The sequence below is a fragment of the Salmonella sp. NW38 genome, assembly GCF_051807745.1.
Classification (GTDB): Bacteria; Pseudomonadota; Gammaproteobacteria; order Enterobacterales; family Enterobacteriaceae; genus Salmonella; species Salmonella enterica.
In genome coordinates, this window is the sequence record NZ_JAMMTO010000014.1 from 70,060 (window position 1) to 86,262 (window position 16,203).

Consider the following 16,203-nt stretch of genomic DNA (forward strand, 5'->3'; position numbering starts at 1 on the left):
GAGGCGCAAATGAAGGCCATGAATAAGGTTTGGGTTATCGGCGATGCTTCCGTTGATCTGGTGCCGGAAAAACAGAACAGCTATCTGAAATGCCCCGGCGGAGCGTCGGCGAACGTGGGGGTATGCGTTGCCAGGCTGGGCGGGGAGTGCGGTTTTATCGGTTGTCTTGGCGACGATGACGCCGGCCGCTTCCTGCGCCAGGTTTTCCAGGATAACGGCGTGGATGTCTCTTCGCTGCGGCTGGATGCGGACCTGACCAGCGCGGTGCTGATCGTCAACCTGACGGCTGATGGGGAGCGCAGCTTTACCTATCTGGTGCATCCGGGTGCCGATACCTACGTCTCGCCGCAGGACCTGCCGCCGTTCAGGCAGCACGAATGGTTTTACTTCAGCTCAATTGGCCTCACCGACAGGCCCGCTCGCGAAGCATGTCTTGAGGGAGCGAGAAGAATGCGTGAAGCGGGTGGTTACGTACTGTTTGACGTCAATCTGCGCAGCAAAATGTGGCGCAATACCGATGAAATCCCTGAGCTGATCGCCCGCTCCACCGCGCTGGCTTCTATCTGTAAAGTCTCGGCAGATGAGCTGTGCCAGCTCAGCGGCGCCAGCCACTGGCAGGATGCGCGTTATTACCTGCGCGATCTGGGCTGCGACACCACCATCATTTCGCTGGGGGCCGATGGCGCGCTGTTGATTACCGCCGAGGGGGAGCTCCATTTTCCCGCACCGCGCGTCGATGTCGTCGATACCACCGGGGCAGGCGATGCTTTTGTCGGCGGCCTGCTGTTCACCCTTTCCCGCGCAAATTGCTGGGATCATGCCCTGCTGGCGGAAGCCATCAGCAATGCCAATGCCTGCGGCGCTATGGCGGTGACGGCAAAAGGCGCAATGACCGCTCTGCCGTTTCCCGACCAGCTAAACACTTTTCTGTCCAGCCATTCGCTGGCGCAAGCCATGACCGTGAAATAAGGAGTCATCATGCACGTTGATCAAAACAAAATACTGGGATGCCTGGTGGGTGCCGCCGCCGCGGACGCGATGGGAGCCGCGACGGAAGTACGCACCCAGCAGCAAATAAAAGACTATTTTGGCGGCTGGGTGACGACCTTTCAAAAACCGCCTGCGGACACGTTTGGCCGCTGCAACGAAGCAGGGATGTGCACGGATGATTTTATTCAGGCGAAGTACATTATGGACGCGCTGCTGCGCCATCAACGCCAGGTCAGCGACGAGGCGATGCGCGAGGCTTTTCAGCAGTGGCTGGATTACCCGTACTACGCCAACTTTACCGGCCCGACGACGCGTGCGGCAATGAAGGCAATATTCAATGATAACCGTGCCTCTTTACAGGGTGAGCTGGAAGGCGAGAAACAGTCGGTACAGATTATTAATAAGGGTAACGCGGAGGCAACGAACGGCGCCGCCATGAAGATTTGGCCAGCGGCGGTGCTGCATCCGGGTGATATTGACGCGGCGATTGACTGCGCGCTGCAGATTTGCCGCTTTACCCATAATAACGTGCTGGCGATGTCCGGCGCAGCGGCGATGGCGGCGGCAACCAGCGAGGCGTTAAGAGCGCAGACCAACGCAGACAGCATTATTGCCGCCGGTATTTACGGTGCGCAAAGAGGCTATCTGCTGGCGCAGGAGCAAGGTGCGATGATGGTGGCAGGTCCTTCCGTTGCCCGACGCATTGAGCTGGCCGTAGATATCGGTAAACGTCATCGCCATTGGGAAACGGCGGTGGTGGAACTTGCTGATATTATTGGCTCCGGGCTGCACGTGAGTGAAGCGGTGCCGGCGGCCTTTGGCCTGTTCGCGTGTTGTCCGAATTCTGCCGTAGATGCTATTATCTCCGGCGTTAATATCGGCAATGATACTGATACTGTCGCCACCATGGTTGGGGCGATTTCCGGCGCATTCCATGGCGTGGAGGCTTTTCCCGCCGATTATTTAACGACTTTGGATCGTATGAATCATTTCGATTTGGCAGAACTGGCCAGGCAAATCGCAGGGTAGCGAATTCACCCTGCCGGGGACGGTAAAACGTCCCCTGCTGGCGAAGACGTGAGGTGCGCAGCTTGCAGGTTGATAAAACGAGCTTTACTCCGCTTTATAAGCAACTATTTTTTATCATCTGTCAGCAGATCCAGAACGGGTCTTTGCCTTTAGGCAGCCAGTTGCCGACGCAAAAAGAGGTCGCCAGGGCTTATAACGTTTCGCTGATTGTGGTTAAACAGGCCTGGAGCGAACTGATCAATGCGGGCATTATTTCGTCGCAGCGCGGGAGTGGTTCTGTGGTGTGCTCCGTACCGGAAGGCGTGAGCTATGGTCACACGTTTCGCGGTATTACCCGCGATCTCCAGGACGCCAGCGTGGCGATTGAGAACCGTATTCTGGAAATCGCGCCGCGCCGCGCGCGCGACGCTCAGGCAGACGGCTTGAGCCTGCCCGCACAGCATCACTATCTCTATATTTCGCGTATTCGTTGCCTGAATAACCGTCCATTTAACCATGAGAAAATTTATCTCGATCTTAGCTTCTTTCCCGATCTGCAACTCACACCGCAGGCGCTGGAGCATACGTCGCTTTATTCGTTATTAAACGTCACAAGCGACTCGGCGATAGAAAAAGTTGAGGCGATTTTACCTTCCGCTGACCTGTGCGAAAAATTGCAAATCGCCGCCAATAAACCGCTGTTATCTGTCGCCAGACAGACGTTTCAGGCCGGGAAGGACAGCCCTTTTGAGTATTGCCGCTATTACGTGCTGTCTGAATACTTTGGTGAAATTCATTATCACTGATCTGTCCGCTTAATCCTGCGATAACCCCATTATATCTGGCGTTTACCTGCCTGACTGTCCGTCGTATTCTTGCTGAAAAAATCGTCAGGAGACAGGTATGTCGCTCTGGTTGTCCCATCCTCTGTTCCTCCCTTTCATCATCGTTGGCGTTACTATCCTTCTGTGGGCGACTTCGCTACTGCCGGAGTTTATGACCGTACTGCTATTTTTTGCTGTGGCGATGGGACCAGGGAAAGTTCCTGCGCGGGCGGGGATGCTGTGATGTATCGCGCTGGCGGTGATACGCCAAAGCGATGGCTCTTTTGTCCTGCTGGCGACCGAGCGTAATTTACTGATCTTCAATCGCGCTTCTGCCGAGGAAATTCAGGATCATCAGTGTGATATCTTGAACCAACAGGTCATCAAATGACAGCTTGATATTGCATTAACGAATGCCGTTTGGAGGCCGGACAAGGCTCTCGTGGCGCTATCCGGCAAAATCTGGCGATGGCGCAGGCGTTACCAGGCCGGTGGATCCGCGGGGTGGCTGTCATTTTCCAGATGCGGCGATTTAATAAACACGCCTTTCCAGGGTTTATCGCCGTTATTAATGAGATAATGCGCCTCCCCAGGTTCGCACTGTAAAACATCTCCAGTTTGCAGGATATGAGGTGTTCCTTCCAGATACAGGCACACTTCACCGCTTAGGGTATAAAAAATCTCACAAGCGGTATTATGGCGATGGTTAGGGAATGACTGCCCTGGTTGTAGTATGACGACGCCCATATCGCAGCCCGGCCCACGGATTAAGTATTTAGGGCCATTATCGCCAAAGCGGTATTCATGATTCTTCTCATTCGTTTTTTGCATGCTTATTCTCCTGTTACAGGCCTGGCGCTTTCCAGAGGGATGTCGTTAAGCCACCATCGACCAGCGCGCGTTGATCCTGATAAACGGCCTGCCATTTTTCTCTGGCCTGCTGATAGACAGCGAAATTTTCAGGATTAGGTTTATGCTCCCGATCCCAGCGCACTAGCTTTTCTCCCGTTTCCGCCAGCGATGGCCAGATACCCACGCCAACGCCTGCGGCAATAGCGCACCCTAGCGCGGTAGCTTCTTTGACGACAGGTACGTGAACGGTGAGTCCCGTAACGTCGGCAAGGATTTGGCTCCATAATTTGCCTTTAGATCCTCCGCCGGCAAAAACCAGCGAGTCGGCCTGTACGCCGGAAAATGCGGCAATTTGCTGTAAATTGCAGGCGGAAACAATGGCGGCATTCTCTTCCAGCGCGCGAAATAGGGTCGCTTTATTACACTTTTCAGGATCGATAGACAGATTGATAAACGACGGCGCGGCATGGTACCAGCGTTTAAAACGCATAACGTCAGAGAAGATGGGCATCACACCGTGCGCGCCGGGAGGAACCCGGCTGGCCATATCTTCCAGCAGGGAATACGCATCAATACCTAACCTTTCAGCGATTAGTTTTTCCTCGGCGCAAAAGGCGTCGCGGAACCAACGCATCGTTAACCCAGTAAAAAAGCTAATAGACTCGGTTTGTACCATACCGGGGATCACATGAGGATTGATGCGAACGTTCATGTTTGGGTCGGTGACCGGCGTGGGAAGATTGACGACCTGTTGCCAGAAGGTTCCGCCCAGCACGGCCGTTTGCGCCGGGCGTACGACGCCCAGCCCCAGACAGCCTAACTGCACATCGCCGCCGCCAACGATGACCGGCGTACCCGCTTGCAGGTCGCACTGTTCAGCCGCTTTCTGTGAAATGTGACCGAGCAGCGTCCCGGTTTCTTTTACCGGCGAGAGAATGTCAGAACGCAGGCCCGCCATCTGTAACAGGCTACGTTTCCAGTTGCGGGTCACCAGATCCAATAACCCCGTCGTGCCTGCGTTGGAGGGATCGACCGCCAGTTCGCCGCTGAGCATAAAGGCCATCCAGTCGCTGATCATAGTGACGGTTGACGCGCGATGATAAATATCCGGACGATGGTGGGCAAGCCAGAGCAGACGCGGAATAGCGCTGAGCGCCAGCGTTTGCCCGGAGCAACGATAAACTTCCTCCTCAAAGGTGTTATCGTGCAGCTCTTTTAATTCACTGACTTCGTGCGCCGCGCGGGCGTCAACATTAGCGCAGGCCCAAATTGGTTCGCCGTTACTGTCATAAATAACAATGCCTTCACGCATCGAACAGGCCGATACGGCAGCGATAGCCGTTGCAGGAATGGCGGCTTTCTGTAGTGCCTGACGAATACACTGGCAAGCCAGTTGCCAGTTTTTGGCAAGATCAAACTCCATCGAACCAGGCACATCCGGCACGGCCAGATGCTGCCATTCCGCTTGACCGACAGCTATTTGCTTTCCTTGTAGATCAAAAATTACTGCTCTGACGCTACCGGTACCGGCGTCAAGAGCCATCAGGTAATGTCCTGATTCAGTATGGGTACAGCGTCGAGCCATTTTTTTATCCTCGGCTATTTTTACATCGTTACATAAAATCCTGTCAGTTATTGTTTATTGAATTGAGGTAAGTGTTGTTTTATTTTTTATTTTTCAATAAGTTGAATTATTTTCCCTGCGGTTTTCTGATCGGTAACCAGCGCATTGATATAGTTACCGCGCATAGCGGCAATAATAGCTTCTGCTTTTTGTTCGCCGCCGGCGACGCCAATCACGGTTGGGATCGTGGAAAGTGAATTTAACTTCAGGCCAATTAATTCGTTATGGATTTTGATGTCTGGAATAATTTCGCCATGAGCATCAAAAAAATAGCCCAGAATATCGCCTACTGCGCCTTTGCGGCCAATCATGAGTTGTTCACCCTGAGTGATATAGCCGGATTTTAAGATACTGGCTTGATCTTTCTGGTTAATTGCCCCAATCCCCACGATGGCGGCATCGGCAGCTTGCGCTGTGAGCATCACATCCCGCACGCTATTTTCATTGCGCAGCGTGCAGGCAATTTCCTGCGATGATGCGCGCAGCGGCGCGGGCATAATACTTACGCTACAAGCGGCATCAAGCTGGCCTATTCCGGTCATATACGGCCCCACGCCGCCGGATAACGTGACCAGTCGGATTTGTTGCGCCGAGATAAATCCGCTGAGGCGTTTTAATGTGGTCATCGTGGCTTCGCCAAAGCCGACGGCCAGCAGTTGCTGTGGCCGCAGAGACTCCATCAACATATGGGCGGCGCCGATTCCTAAGCGCAGACCAATATCGGCATCGGGTAATGCCGGCAGCACGCGGATATTCTGCAATGCGAAGTGGTTGCGCAAGGCATTTTCATACTCAAGACACCCTTCGAAGCGGGAGTTGATTTGTACGCGAATAATACCGGACTGATGCCCTTTCTCCAGCAGACGAGAAACCTTTAGCCGGGTTAGCCCCAGACGCTCGCTGATTTCACTCTGCGTCAATCCATCGTGATAGTAGAACCAGGCAATACGCGCCACCTGCTCTTCTTCGCACATTCCATAATCAGATACCAACGTATTATCGCTCATTGTCATAACCTGGCTTTACTTTGAACATTTCTAAATCATTAACACAATTGTTCAGTTATCACTCCGAAATAACCGTGATTAACGCCACAAAAACGCGTCAAATCTGAACATTTATCATCTAAAAATTCATTTATTCAGAAAACGTGATCTGGATGAGAGTTTTTTGACCAAATAACTACTACCGTTTTGAACAATTTCTTTTTCAAAAAACATTTGTTCAGTCCCGTCAGTCAACATTGAGGGAGCGGAGGCAACATGCAAATCAGTCACAATACTGCATCCCCTCTGATTTGTGTGCAGAACATTTATAAAAGTTATTCCGGCGTCGAAGTACTAAAGGGAATTGACTTTACTCTGCATGCGGGAGAGGTGCACGCATTGCTTGGCGGCAATGGTGCGGGTAAATCAACATTAATGAAGATTATTGCCGGTATAGTCCCGCCAGATGGAGGGACTATCGATATTGCTGGTGTGCGTTGCAGTCATTTAACGCCTCTGAAGGCGCACCAGTATGGCATTTACCTGGTTCCCCAGGAGCCTCTGTTATTTCCGAGTTTATCTGTGCGGGAAAATATCTTGTTTGGCTTGCAGGGACGCCAGGCCTCCACGGAAAAAATGCAGCAGCTATTAAAGGCGATGGGATGCCAACTCGATCCGGCGAGCGCTGCGGGTACGCTTGATGTTGCAGACCGCCAGATCGTTGAAATTATGCGCGGCTTGATGCGCGACTCGCGAATCTTAATTCTTGATGAGCCCACGGCGTCGTTAACGCCAGCCGAAACTGACCGGTTATTTACGCGTCTGCAAGAGTTGCTGAAAAAGGGTGTCGGAATTGTATTTATTTCTCATAAGCTACCAGAAATTAGACAGTTAGCTCACTGCGTTAGCGTGATGCGTGACGGTAAAATCGCATTATTCGGAAAAACGCATGACCTTTCTACCGACGAGATTATTCAAGCTATCACCCCGGCAACGCAGGGCGTCAGTCTTTCCGCGAATCAAAAGTTGTGGCTGGAATTGCCTGGCAGCCGCCCGCAGAACGAACGCGGCGCGACGGTATTAGCGCTGGAGTCGCTGACGGGCGAAGGTTTTATGAATATCAACCTTGAGGTGCGGGCAGGCGAAATACTTGGTCTGGCCGGGTTGGTCGGCGCGGGACGCACAGAACTGGCTGAAACGCTGTACGGTATTAGACCGGTCAATGCGGGGCGGATGCTGTTCAATGGTGAAGAAATTAACGCCCTGACAACCCAACAGCGGTTGCAGCTCGGCCTGGTCTATTTGCCGGAAGATCGGCAGTCATCCGGGCTGTATCTTGACGCATCCCTGGCATGGAATGTCTGTTCGCTGACCCACAACCAAAAAGGATTTTGGATAAAGCCCCAGCGGGATAACGCCACCCTTGAACGTTACCACCGCGCGTTAAATATCAAACTCAATAATGCCGAACAGGCGGCGCGTACTTTATCCGGCGGTAACCAGCAAAAAGTATTGATTGCCAAATGCCTGGAGGCCTCTCCGCAATTACTGATTGTCGATGAACCGACCCGCGGTGTCGATGTCTCCGCCCGCAGCGATATTTATCAGCTGTTGCGCAGTATCGCGCAACAAAATGTCGCGGTGCTGTTTATTTCCTCCGATCTGGAAGAGATAGAGCAGATGGCCGATCGCGTATATGTCATGCACCAGGGGGAACTGGGGGGGCCTGCGTTATGCGGCGAGGAAATTAACGTTGATACCATCATGCACGTTGCGTTTGGCGAACATGGTGCGTCGGAGGCAACATGTTGAAATTCATCCAAAATAACCGGGAAGCGACGGCGCTGCTGGCAATAGTCTGTTTATTCGTGTTTCCTGGCGCGCTGGATAGCCAGTATTTGAGCGTGCAAACGCTGACAATGGTTTTCAGTAGCGCGCAAATTTTGATGCTGTTGGCGATTGGCGCGACGATGGTAATGCTCACCCGCAATATTGATGTATCGGTGGGCTCGACGACAGGCATGTGCGCGGTATTGCTGGGAGTGATGTTAAACGCCGGCTATAGCCTGCCGGTCGCCTGCCTGGCCACACTAATATTAGGAATTGTCGCCGGATTTTTTAATGGCGTACTGGTTGCCTGGTTGAAGATACCCGCCATTGTCGCCACGCTGGGAACGCTGGGCTTGTATCGTGGGATCATGCTGCTATGGACAGGGGGGAAATGGATTGAAGGATTACCCGCAGGCTTAAAGCAACTCTCTGCTCCGGTGTTTCTGGGAATTTCCGCAATCGGCTGGTTTACCCTGGTGTTAGCGCTGCTTATGGCCTGGCTCCTGGCGAAAACCGCCTTTGGCCGCAATTTTTACGCCACCGGCGATAACCTGCAGGGCGCCCGGCAATTGGGTGTCCGTACCGAGATGGTACGCATCATGGCATTTTCACTTAATGGCGGTATGGCGGCATTGGCTGGAATCGTGTTTGCCTCGCAGATTGGCTTCATTCCCAATCAAACCGGCACGGGGCTGGAAATGAAAGCCATCGCGGCCTGCGTATTGGGGGGAATTAGCCTGTTAGGCGGGTCAGGCACGGTCATCGGCGCTATTCTCGGCGCTTATTTTCTTACGCAAATCGATAGTGTGTTAGTGCTGCTGCGCATCCCCGCCTGGTGGAACGATTTTATTGCTGGCCTGGTATTGTTGGGCGTACTGGTATTCGATGGGCGGCTGCGTTGCGCATTACAACGCAATCTGCGCCGCCAGAAATATGCCCGTTTTATATCACCACCCACTCCACTACTGGCGGAAGCAAAAACGCACGCACAACAGAATAAAAACAAAGAGGTGGCATGATGAATCCATGGCGACGCTATAGCTGGGAAATTGCGCTGGCAGCCTTATTGATCTTTGAAATTCTGGCTTTCGGTCTGATTAATCCACGTTTATTAGATATTAATGTCTTACTTTTTAGCACTAGCGATTTTATTTGTATCGGTATTGTCGCTTTGCCGCTAACAATGGTTATTGTCAGCGGTGGTATGGATATTTCATTTGGTTCTACAATCGGGCTATGTGCGATTACCCTGGGTGTGCTGTTTCAGCTCGGTATGCCGCTACCTTTAGCGATTATTATTACCCTACTACTCGGCGCAATATGTGGGCTGATAAATGCCGGACTTATTATTTATACCGGCGTAAACCCGTTGGTGATTACCCTGGGAACCATGTATTTATTTGGTGGTAGCGCATTATTGTTATCTGGTATGGCTGGCGCCACGGGTTATGAAGGTATTGGTGGATTTCCCACAGCGTTCACTGACTTTGCCAATATTTCATTTCTTGGTATTCCCATGCCGCTTATTTTTTTTCTTGTGTGCTGTCTGTTTTTCTGGCTGCTCATGCATCGTACGCATATGGGACGCAACGTTTTTCTGATTGGCCAGAGCGCCCGTGTCGCGCAGTACAGCGCGATCCCGGTGAATCGCACGTTGTATACCGTGTATGCCATGACCGGATGCGCCTCCGCGATCGCCGCCGTATTACTGGTTTCTTACTTTGGCTCCGCACGTTCGGATCTGGGCGCCTCTTTCCTGATGCCGGCCATTACGGCGGTTGTGCTGGGAGGCGCCAATATTTATGGCGGCTCCGGGTCGATTATGGGGTCCGCGTTGGCGGCGCTGCTGGTGGGATTTTTACAGCAGGGGCTACAGATGGCCGGAGTGCCAAATCAAATTTCCAGCGCATTGTCCGGTGCGCTTCTCATTGTTGTTGTCGTTGGTCGTTCCGTCAGTTTGCATCGTCACCAAATCCTTGAATGGTACTCACGCCGTCGCAATGCGCATCAGGCATGATTTCCTTTTGAAATTTATGGAGAAAAAAATGGCAAGACACAGCATTAAAATGATCGCCTTACTCACTGCGTTTGGTCTGGCATCTGCGGCAATGACCGTGCAGGCGGCAGAGCGGATTGCTTTTATTCCCAAACTGGTTGGCGTGGGCTTTTTTACCAGCGGCGGCAATGGCGCGCAGGAAGCGGGAAAAGCGCTGGGCATTGACGTAACTTACGATGGCCCTACAGAGCCCAGCGTCTCAGGCCAGGTTCAACTGGTGAATAACTTTGTCAATCAGGGGTATGACGCCATTATCGTTTCTGCCGTTTCGCCTGATGGCCTGTGCCCGGCGTTGAAGCGGGCAATGCAAAGAGGCGTGAAAATATTAACCTGGGATTCCGATACCAAGCCGGAGTGCCGTTCTTACTATATCAATCAAGGGACGCCAAAACAGCTCGGCAGCATGCTGGTAGAGATGGCCGCTCATCAGGTGGACAAAGAGAAAGCGAAAGTCGCTTTCTTCTATTCCAGCCCAACGGTGACCGACCAGAACCAGTGGGTGAAAGAAGCTAAAGCCAAAATTAGTCAGGAACATCCGGGGTGGGAGATAGTCACTACCCAGTTTGGCTATAACGATGCCACGAAATCGCTCCAGACGGCGGAAGGTATCATCAAAGCGTATCCCGATCTGGATGCCATCATCGCGCCTGACGCTAACGCTTTACCTGCTGCGGCACAGGCGGCGGAGAACCTTAAACGCAATAATCTCGCGATTGTTGGTTTTAGTACGCCGAATGTAATGCGCCCTTATGTTCAGCGCGGCACTGTTAAAGAGTTTGGCCTGTGGGATGTCGTCCAACAGGGAAAAATTTCCGTATATGTCGCCAACGCGTTGCTGAAAAATATGCCAATGAATGTCGGTGATTCACTGGATATTCCCGGCATCGGCAAAGTCACCGTTTCACCTAATAGTGAGCAGGGATATCACTATGAGGCAAAAGGTAACGGCATTGTGTTATTGCCGGAGCGTGTCATTTTCAACAAAGACAATATCGACAAATATGATTTCTGATAACTGTTATGTATCGACGGAGTAAAGAATGGCTGATTTAGATGATATTAAAGATGGCAAAGATTTTCACACCGATAAACCACAAACTAACACTTTGTTCGCATTAAAAGGCTGTGGCGCGCTGGATTGGGGAATGCAGTCCAGACTGGCGAGGATTTTTAATCCCAAAACCAGAAAAACGGTCATGCTGGCCTTTGACCATGGATATTTCCAGGGGCCGACAACCGGACTTGAGCGTATTGATATCAATATTGCGCCGCTCTTTGAATATGCTGATGTCTTAATGTGTACTCGCGGCATATTACGCAGTGTGGTACCTCCGGCAATCAATAAACCAGTCGTTTTACGTGCGTCCGGGGCGAATTCTATTCTCACTGAATTAAGCAATGAGGCGGTTGCGGTGGCGATGGATGACGCCGTGCGGTTGAATAGCTGTGCTGCTGCCGCACAGGTTTATATTGGTAGTGAGCATGAACATCAGTCGATTAAAAATATTATTCAACTGATTGATGCCGGGTTACGCGTCGGGATGCCAATAATGGCAGTGACCGGGGTGGGTAAAGATATGGCTCGCGACCAGCGTTATTTTTCACTGGCAACGCGTATCGCTGCGGAAATGGGGGCGCAAATTATCAAAACGTATTATGTCGATAAAGGTTTTGAGCGTATTGCGGCAGGTTGTCCGGTGCCGATTGTCATCGCCGGCGGTAAAAAACTGCCTGAACGTGAAGCATTGGAAATGTGCTATCAGGCGATTGACCAGGGGGCTTCTGGCGTAGATATGGGGCGTAATATATTCCAGTCAGAAGATCCGGTAGCCATGATTAAAGCGGTACATGCTGTCGTTCATCATAACGAAACAGCAGAGCGTGCTTATGAGCTTTTTTTGAGTGAGAAAGGTTAAATGAGATCGCTTCCCCATCTTTTACCGATGCGAGGAGATGGGGATGACTGTTATTTTATTTGGAATAATCAGGGGGGTAATGATGCACGTTACGCTGGTTGAAATTAACGTTCATGATGACAAGGTTGAACAATTTATCGATGTTTTTCGGCAGAATCATCTGGGTTCAATTAAAGAGCCGGGTAACTTGCGTTTTGATGTTCTGCAGGATCCGCAGGTGCCTACGCGATTTTATATTTATGAAGCCTACGTTGATGAACAGGCCGTCGCTTTTCACAAGACAACGCCACACTACAAAACTTGCGTGGAGCAGCTTGAACCGTTAATGACCGGTCCGCGGACAAAAAAAGTTTTTATGGGTTTGATGCCTTAAGGAGCGCTCATGAACAGCCAGTTTGCCGGATTAACGCGCGAAGCATGTGTGGCATTGTTAGCGTCATATCCGCTTAGTGTGGGTATTCTGGCAGGGCAGTGGATTGCGTTGCATCGCTATCTGCAGCAGTTGGAAGCGCTAAACCAGCCGCTGTTGCATTTGGATTTGATGGACGGTCAATTTTGCCCGCAGTTTACCGTTGGGCCATGGGCAGTTGGACAACTGCCGCAAACCTTTATCAAAGATGTTCATTTGATGGTAGCGGATCAATGGACGGCGGCGCAAGCCTGCGTGAAGGCGGGCGCACACTGCATCACGCTTCAGGCTGAAGGCGATATTCATCTGCATCATACGCTAAGCTGGCTTGGTCAGCAGACCGTGCCCGTTATTGGCGGTGAAATGCCGGTGATTCGGGGGATTAGTTTATGCCCGGCAACGCCTCTGGATGTCATTATCCCTATTCTGAGCGACGTTGAGGTTATTCAACTACTGGCAGTGAACCCTGGATACGGCAGTAAAATGCGCTCCAGTGATTTGCACGAGCGCGTGGCGCAGCTTCTCTGTCTACTTGGTGATAAACGCGAAGGTAAAATTATCGTTATTGATGGGTCGTTAACGCAGGATCAATTGCCTTCGTTGATTGCACAGGGCATCGATCGTGTTGTTTCTGGTAGTGCGTTATTTCGTGATGATCGGCTGGCTGAGAATACGCGGAGCTGGAGGGCGATGTTTAAGGTTGCCGGGGATACTACTTTCTTACCCTCCACAGCATAAATGCCGGATGGCGGCTTTACCTTATCAGGCCTACATAAGCACTCGGCTGGTAGGCCTGATAAGCGCAGCGCCATCAGACATTGATTGGCAATTAAGCCTGTTTAGCAGCTTCTGCTGCTTTCACGATCACGGCGAAGGCGTCAGCTTTCAGAGAAGCGCCGCCTACCAGTGCGCCGTCGATGTCCGGCTGCGCGAACAGTTCGGCTGCGTTGGAGGCATTAACAGAACCGCCGTACTGGATAATAACCTGTTCAGCGATTTTCGCGTCAGCTTTAGCAATGTGGTCACGGATGAATTTGTGCACTGCCTGCGCCTGCGCAGGAGTTGCAGATTTGCCGGTACCGATCGCCCATACGGGTTCATAAGCGATAACCGCGCCTTCAAAGGCTGCCGCGCCCTGCGTTTTCAGTACCGCGTCGATTTGGCGTGCGCACACTTCTTCTGTTTTGCCCGCTTCGTTTTCCGCTTCGGTTTCACCGATGCACAGTACCGGCGTCAGACCTTGTTCTTTCAGTACGGCGAATTTTTTGGCGATCAGCTCGTCAGATTCTTTGTGATAAGTACGACGCTCGGAGTGGCCGATAATAATGTACTGCGCGCCGATATCCTTCAGCATTTCAGCCGAAGTTTCACCGGTGAATGCGCCAGACAGATTCAGATCAACGTTCTGCGCGCCCAGCATGATGTGGCTGCCGGCAGCAGCGCGTTTCGCCAGATCGATATACATTTCCGGCGGAGCGATTGCCACGTCGCAGCCTGCTACGCCCGTCAGTTCTTTACGCAGGTTAGCCACCAGTTCGTTTACCATGTGGCGGCTGCCGTTCAGTTTCCAGTTACCCATCACTAAAGGATGTCGCATTTCATTTCTCCACGCTTAGTCAGCGAATTAAGGAAGATGGCCGCTCGTCAGAGCAGCATGGTCTGTGAAACAGTATAGAGATTCATCCCCGGAAAGGCTTTGCTTTTTGTCATCAATTCGCCCCTTCCAGATTTTCAGATAACGCCAGCTTAATCGGTTCAACCGCGAAGGTCAGCCCCTTTTCGCCGTTATCTGCGACAACATAACGTACTGCGCCTTCGGTCTCGGCGTAATAGTGTTTACCTTTACCGGCGATAAGCATCTTTTGCAGTTTTTTCTGGCTTTGCTCTTTTGTCAGCAACGGGGCGACAGTGCGAATAATGGCGGCCATATATTCCAGCGCTTTCGCTTTCGCCGCTTTCTGTTCCGGCCCCTGAATGGGCAGCCAGGTAATCTGCATACTTTTCACTTTGAGCGTACCGCGCTCCAGCGCCGTGGAGGCATACAGATTTTCGTTAATCTTACTGGCGGCGCGGGTCAGATTCGCCTTATCGCGGCTATTCTCAATGGCGCGAAATTCATTGAGCGGCAGATCGGGATTCTGGCGGTTAAAGTTCTCACGAAACTGGCTAATAGAAAGATCAAAGGTTGGCGAGCCCGCCAGCAGATAGGGCGCTGTCGTGGTCGATGAAGAGAGCTGCGCGTGCGCCGTTATGCTGGCGGTGAGAGCAGAAAACAACAGTAAAAACAGAGTACATCCTGGCTTCATCAATCTTACCTTTCGTTAGGACTGCTCACGATTAAAACGATAACTGTCGGGCTTGTCAAAAGGGTAAACTGTAGCGGAAGGCAAAATATAAGGAACTTACATGACCATACAGCAATGGTTATTCTCATTTAAAGGGCGTATCGGACGCCGTGATTTCTGGATTTGGATCGGCCTCTGGTTTGCCGGGATGCTGGCGCTATTTTCGCTGGCGGGGAAAAACCTGCTTGATATCCAAACGGCGGCATTTTGCCTGGTGTGCCTGCTGTGGCCGACCGCCGCCGTCATGGTCAAACGTCTGCATGACCGGGGACGTTCCGGCGCGTGGGCGTTGCTGATGATTCTGGCGTGGATGCTGCTGGCCGGAAACTGGGTGATGCTGCCGGGGATGTGGCAGTGGGTCGTCGGGCGATTTATTCCGACGCTGATCCTGGTGATGATGCTTATCGATCTGGGCGCGTTTGTCGGTGTTCAGGGGGAAAATAAGTTTGGGAAAGCGACACAGGACGTGAAGTTTAAAGCAGAACCGTAAACGGGCGGTAAACCGTAATTTGCCCGGTGGCGCTGACGCTTACCGGGCCCACAGATTGGTGATGATTTGCAGGAGGCCGGATAAGCCCCAGCCGCTATTCGGTAAAACATCACCAGTAATGTTCAGCCGTCATCTGCCCCGGTCGGCGGCGCAGATGTTTAGTCATCTGTCGGGTCTCTTTCAGCAGTTGCTGCGTATCGCGCACCATCTGCGGGTTCCCGCACAGCATGACGTGGCTGGTCTCTTTATCCATCGGTAATCCAACGGCTTTTTCCAGCTCGCCGTTTTCAATGAGCGCTGGCACGCGTCCGGTGAGCGAGCCTGGCACGCTCTCCCGGCTGACCACCGTTTGGATGCGCAGCTTGCCTTCATAACGCTGTTGTAGTTCCAGCATTAGCGGCAGATAGCTTAAATCGGCGGCGAAGCGTGCGGCGTGGACTAAGACCAGATTTTTAAAGCGCGCGACATCCTGGCCATATTGCAGAATAGACAAATACGGGCCAATAGCGGTTCCGGTTGCCAGCATCCATAGCGTCTCGCAGTCAGGCACTTCATCCAGTACAAAGAAACCCGACGCGTCGCTGACCACTTGCACCTCATCGCCAGGTTTTAGCGCCGCCAGCCGCGGGCTGAGCTTTCCTTGCGGCACCGTCACCAGATAAAACTCTAAATTCGGATTGTCAGGCGCATTCACATAGGAATACGCGCGCTGAACGCGCTCGCCATCGATCTCCAGTCCGAGTTTGGTAAATTGGCCTGCAGTAAAAGGATTAATGGGGGCGTGAACGGTCAGGCTGAACAGTGCGTCAGTCCAGTTTTGCACCTTAGTGACTTTACCTGTTACCCAATCGGCCATGGTTTTCTCCTGTTCTG

17 protein-coding genes and 2 pseudogenes are annotated in these 16,203 nt (G+C 52.1%); 13 read left to right on the forward strand and 6 right to left on the reverse strand.

Annotation, left to right across the window (positions count from 1 at the left end; genetic code table 11):
• Positions 1-9 precede the first annotated feature (9 nt).
• From NA624_RS21025 to NA624_RS21045, 5 genes and pseudogenes are all read left to right on the forward strand, one after another.
• The gene (locus tag NA624_RS21025; protein WP_000646491.1) at positions 10-969 is read left to right on the forward strand and encodes an aminoimidazole riboside kinase; all 960 of its coding nucleotides are present in this window, start codon (positions 10-12) and stop codon (positions 967-969) included.
• A 9-nt stretch (positions 970-978) separates the two neighbouring features.
• Positions 979-2,019: an ADP-ribosylglycohydrolase family protein gene (locus NA624_RS21030; RefSeq protein WP_000557882.1), complete on the forward strand. Its 1,041-nt coding sequence runs from the start codon at positions 979-981 to the stop codon at positions 2,017-2,019.
• 62 nt (positions 2,020-2,081) lie between these two features.
• Positions 2,082-2,804, forward strand: coding sequence for a GntR family transcriptional regulator (locus tag NA624_RS21035; RefSeq protein WP_001518326.1), 723 nt, complete (start codon positions 2,082-2,084; stop codon positions 2,802-2,804).
• A gap of 97 nt (positions 2,805-2,901) precedes the next feature.
• A pseudogene (locus NA624_RS21040) lies at positions 2,902-3,027 on the forward strand (hypothetical protein); the annotation flags it as partial.
• A gap of 45 nt (positions 3,028-3,072) precedes the next feature.
• Positions 3,073-3,213: pseudogene (locus NA624_RS21045) on the forward strand (CDP-diacylglycerol diphosphatase); the annotation flags it as partial.
• Between the two features lie 89 nt (positions 3,214-3,302).
• Here NA624_RS21045 and NA624_RS21050 read toward each other — a convergent pair.
• The 3 genes from NA624_RS21050 to lsrR all read right to left on the reverse strand — a co-directional run bounded on the left by NA624_RS21050 (position 3,303) and on the right by lsrR (position 6,305).
• Positions 3,303-3,653 carry a cupin domain-containing protein gene (locus NA624_RS21050; protein ID WP_001173080.1) on the reverse strand — a complete coding sequence of 117 codons (351 nt, stop codon included), beginning with the start codon at positions 3,651-3,653 and terminating at the stop codon, positions 3,303-3,305.
• Positions 3,654-3,666: 13 nt separating this feature from the next.
• Entirely contained in the window at positions 3,667-5,259 is a 1,593-nt protein-coding gene (gene lsrK, locus NA624_RS21055) for an autoinducer-2 kinase (RefSeq protein WP_000113842.1), read from the reverse strand.
• Positions 5,260-5,345: 86 nt separating this feature from the next.
• Entirely contained in the window at positions 5,346-6,305 is a 960-nt protein-coding gene (lsrR, locus tag NA624_RS21060; RefSeq protein WP_001283049.1) for a transcriptional regulator LsrR, read from the reverse strand.
• Positions 6,306-6,560: 255 nt separating this feature from the next.
• Between lsrR and lsrA the strand changes: the two genes are divergently transcribed.
• From lsrA to NA624_RS21095, 7 genes are all read left to right on the forward strand, one after another.
• A complete protein-coding gene (gene lsrA, locus NA624_RS21065) occupies positions 6,561-8,096 on the forward strand; it encodes an autoinducer 2 ABC transporter ATP-binding protein LsrA (RefSeq protein WP_001167248.1) in 1,536 nt (511 codons plus the stop codon).
• Complete coding sequence (gene lsrC / locus NA624_RS21070; protein ID WP_439040291.1) at positions 8,090-9,133, forward strand: autoinducer 2 ABC transporter permease LsrC; 1,044 nt, start codon at positions 8,090-8,092, stop codon at positions 9,131-9,133. Before lsrA ends, lsrC begins: the two co-directional genes overlap by 7 nt.
• Complete coding sequence (gene lsrD / locus NA624_RS21075; protein WP_000981826.1) at positions 9,130-10,131, forward strand: autoinducer 2 ABC transporter permease LsrD; 1,002 nt, start codon at positions 9,130-9,132, stop codon at positions 10,129-10,131. Before lsrC ends, lsrD begins: the two co-directional genes overlap by 4 nt.
• Before the next feature lie 28 nt (positions 10,132-10,159).
• Complete coding sequence (gene lsrB, locus NA624_RS21080) at positions 10,160-11,182, forward strand: autoinducer 2 ABC transporter substrate-binding protein LsrB (RefSeq protein WP_000090737.1); 1,023 nt, start codon at positions 10,160-10,162, stop codon at positions 11,180-11,182.
• Positions 11,183-11,210: 28 nt separating this feature from the next.
• The gene (gene lsrF / locus NA624_RS21085) at positions 11,211-12,086 is read left to right on the forward strand and encodes a 3-hydroxy-5-phosphonooxypentane-2,4-dione thiolase LsrF (RefSeq protein ID WP_000774146.1); all 876 of its coding nucleotides are present in this window, start codon (positions 11,211-11,213) and stop codon (positions 12,084-12,086) included.
• 82 nt (positions 12,087-12,168) lie between these two features.
• Complete coding sequence (lsrG, locus tag NA624_RS21090) at positions 12,169-12,459, forward strand: (4S)-4-hydroxy-5-phosphonooxypentane-2,3-dione isomerase (RefSeq protein WP_001543603.1); 291 nt, start codon at positions 12,169-12,171, stop codon at positions 12,457-12,459.
• Between the two features lie 9 nt (positions 12,460-12,468).
• Positions 12,469-13,233 (forward strand): epimerase, encoded by a 765-nt coding sequence (locus NA624_RS21095; RefSeq protein WP_001088047.1) that lies wholly within the window; start codon positions 12,469-12,471, stop codon positions 13,231-13,233.
• A 91-nt stretch (positions 13,234-13,324) separates the two neighbouring features.
• On the opposite strand, the gene tpiA is transcribed toward NA624_RS21095, so the two are convergent.
• Complete coding sequence (tpiA, locus tag NA624_RS21100; RefSeq protein WP_001216339.1) at positions 13,325-14,092, reverse strand: triose-phosphate isomerase; 768 nt, start codon at positions 14,090-14,092, stop codon at positions 13,325-13,327.
• 112 nt (positions 14,093-14,204) lie between these two features.
• Positions 14,205-14,801, reverse strand: coding sequence for a YiiQ family protein (locus NA624_RS21105; RefSeq protein WP_000802241.1), 597 nt, complete (start codon positions 14,799-14,801; stop codon positions 14,205-14,207).
• A gap of 100 nt (positions 14,802-14,901) precedes the next feature.
• On the opposite strand from NA624_RS21105, the gene NA624_RS21110 reads away from it, so the two are divergent.
• The gene (locus NA624_RS21110) at positions 14,902-15,330 is read left to right on the forward strand and encodes a DUF805 domain-containing protein (protein ID WP_000155237.1); all 429 of its coding nucleotides are present in this window, start codon (positions 14,902-14,904) and stop codon (positions 15,328-15,330) included.
• A 109-nt stretch (positions 15,331-15,439) separates the two neighbouring features.
• Here the strand turns inward: NA624_RS21110 and fpr are convergent, their stop codons facing one another.
• On the reverse strand, positions 15,440-16,186 hold the full coding sequence (fpr, locus tag NA624_RS21115) for a ferredoxin--NADP(+) reductase (RefSeq protein WP_000796304.1): 747 nt from the start codon (positions 16,184-16,186) through the stop codon (positions 15,440-15,442).
• Positions 16,187-16,203 lie beyond the last annotated feature (17 nt).

Coding starts and splice junctions, on each gene's coding strand:
- NA624_RS21025 (WP_000646491.1), top strand. CDS start 10: ATGAAGGCCATGAATAAGGTTTGGGTTATCGGCGATGCTTCCGTTGAT.
- NA624_RS21030 (WP_000557882.1), top strand. CDS start 979: ATGCACGTTGATCAAAACAAAATACTGGGATGCCTGGTGGGTGCCGCC.
- NA624_RS21050 (WP_001173080.1), bottom strand. CDS start 3,653: ATGCAAAAAACGAATGAGAAGAATCATGAATACCGCTTTGGCGATAAT.
- lsrK (WP_000113842.1), bottom strand. CDS start 5,259: ATGGCTCGACGCTGTACCCATACTGAATCAGGACATTACCTGATGGCT.
- lsrR (WP_001283049.1), bottom strand. CDS start 6,305: ATGAGCGATAATACGTTGGTATCTGATTATGGAATGTGCGAAGAAGAG.
- lsrA (WP_001167248.1), top strand. CDS start 6,561: ATGCAAATCAGTCACAATACTGCATCCCCTCTGATTTGTGTGCAGAAC.
- lsrC (WP_439040291.1), top strand. CDS start 8,090: ATGTTGAAATTCATCCAAAATAACCGGGAAGCGACGGCGCTGCTGGCA.
- lsrD (WP_000981826.1), top strand. CDS start 9,130: ATGATGAATCCATGGCGACGCTATAGCTGGGAAATTGCGCTGGCAGCC.
- lsrB (WP_000090737.1), top strand. CDS start 10,160: ATGGCAAGACACAGCATTAAAATGATCGCCTTACTCACTGCGTTTGGT.
- lsrF (WP_000774146.1), top strand. CDS start 11,211: ATGGCTGATTTAGATGATATTAAAGATGGCAAAGATTTTCACACCGAT.
- lsrG (WP_001543603.1), top strand. CDS start 12,169: ATGCACGTTACGCTGGTTGAAATTAACGTTCATGATGACAAGGTTGAA.
- NA624_RS21095 (WP_001088047.1), top strand. CDS start 12,469: ATGAACAGCCAGTTTGCCGGATTAACGCGCGAAGCATGTGTGGCATTG.
- tpiA (WP_001216339.1), bottom strand. CDS start 14,092: ATGCGACATCCTTTAGTGATGGGTAACTGGAAACTGAACGGCAGCCGC.
- NA624_RS21105 (WP_000802241.1), bottom strand. CDS start 14,801: ATGAAGCCAGGATGTACTCTGTTTTTACTGTTGTTTTCTGCTCTCACC.
- NA624_RS21110 (WP_000155237.1), top strand. CDS start 14,902: ATGACCATACAGCAATGGTTATTCTCATTTAAAGGGCGTATCGGACGC.
- fpr (WP_000796304.1), bottom strand. CDS start 16,186: ATGGCCGATTGGGTAACAGGTAAAGTCACTAAGGTGCAAAACTGGACT.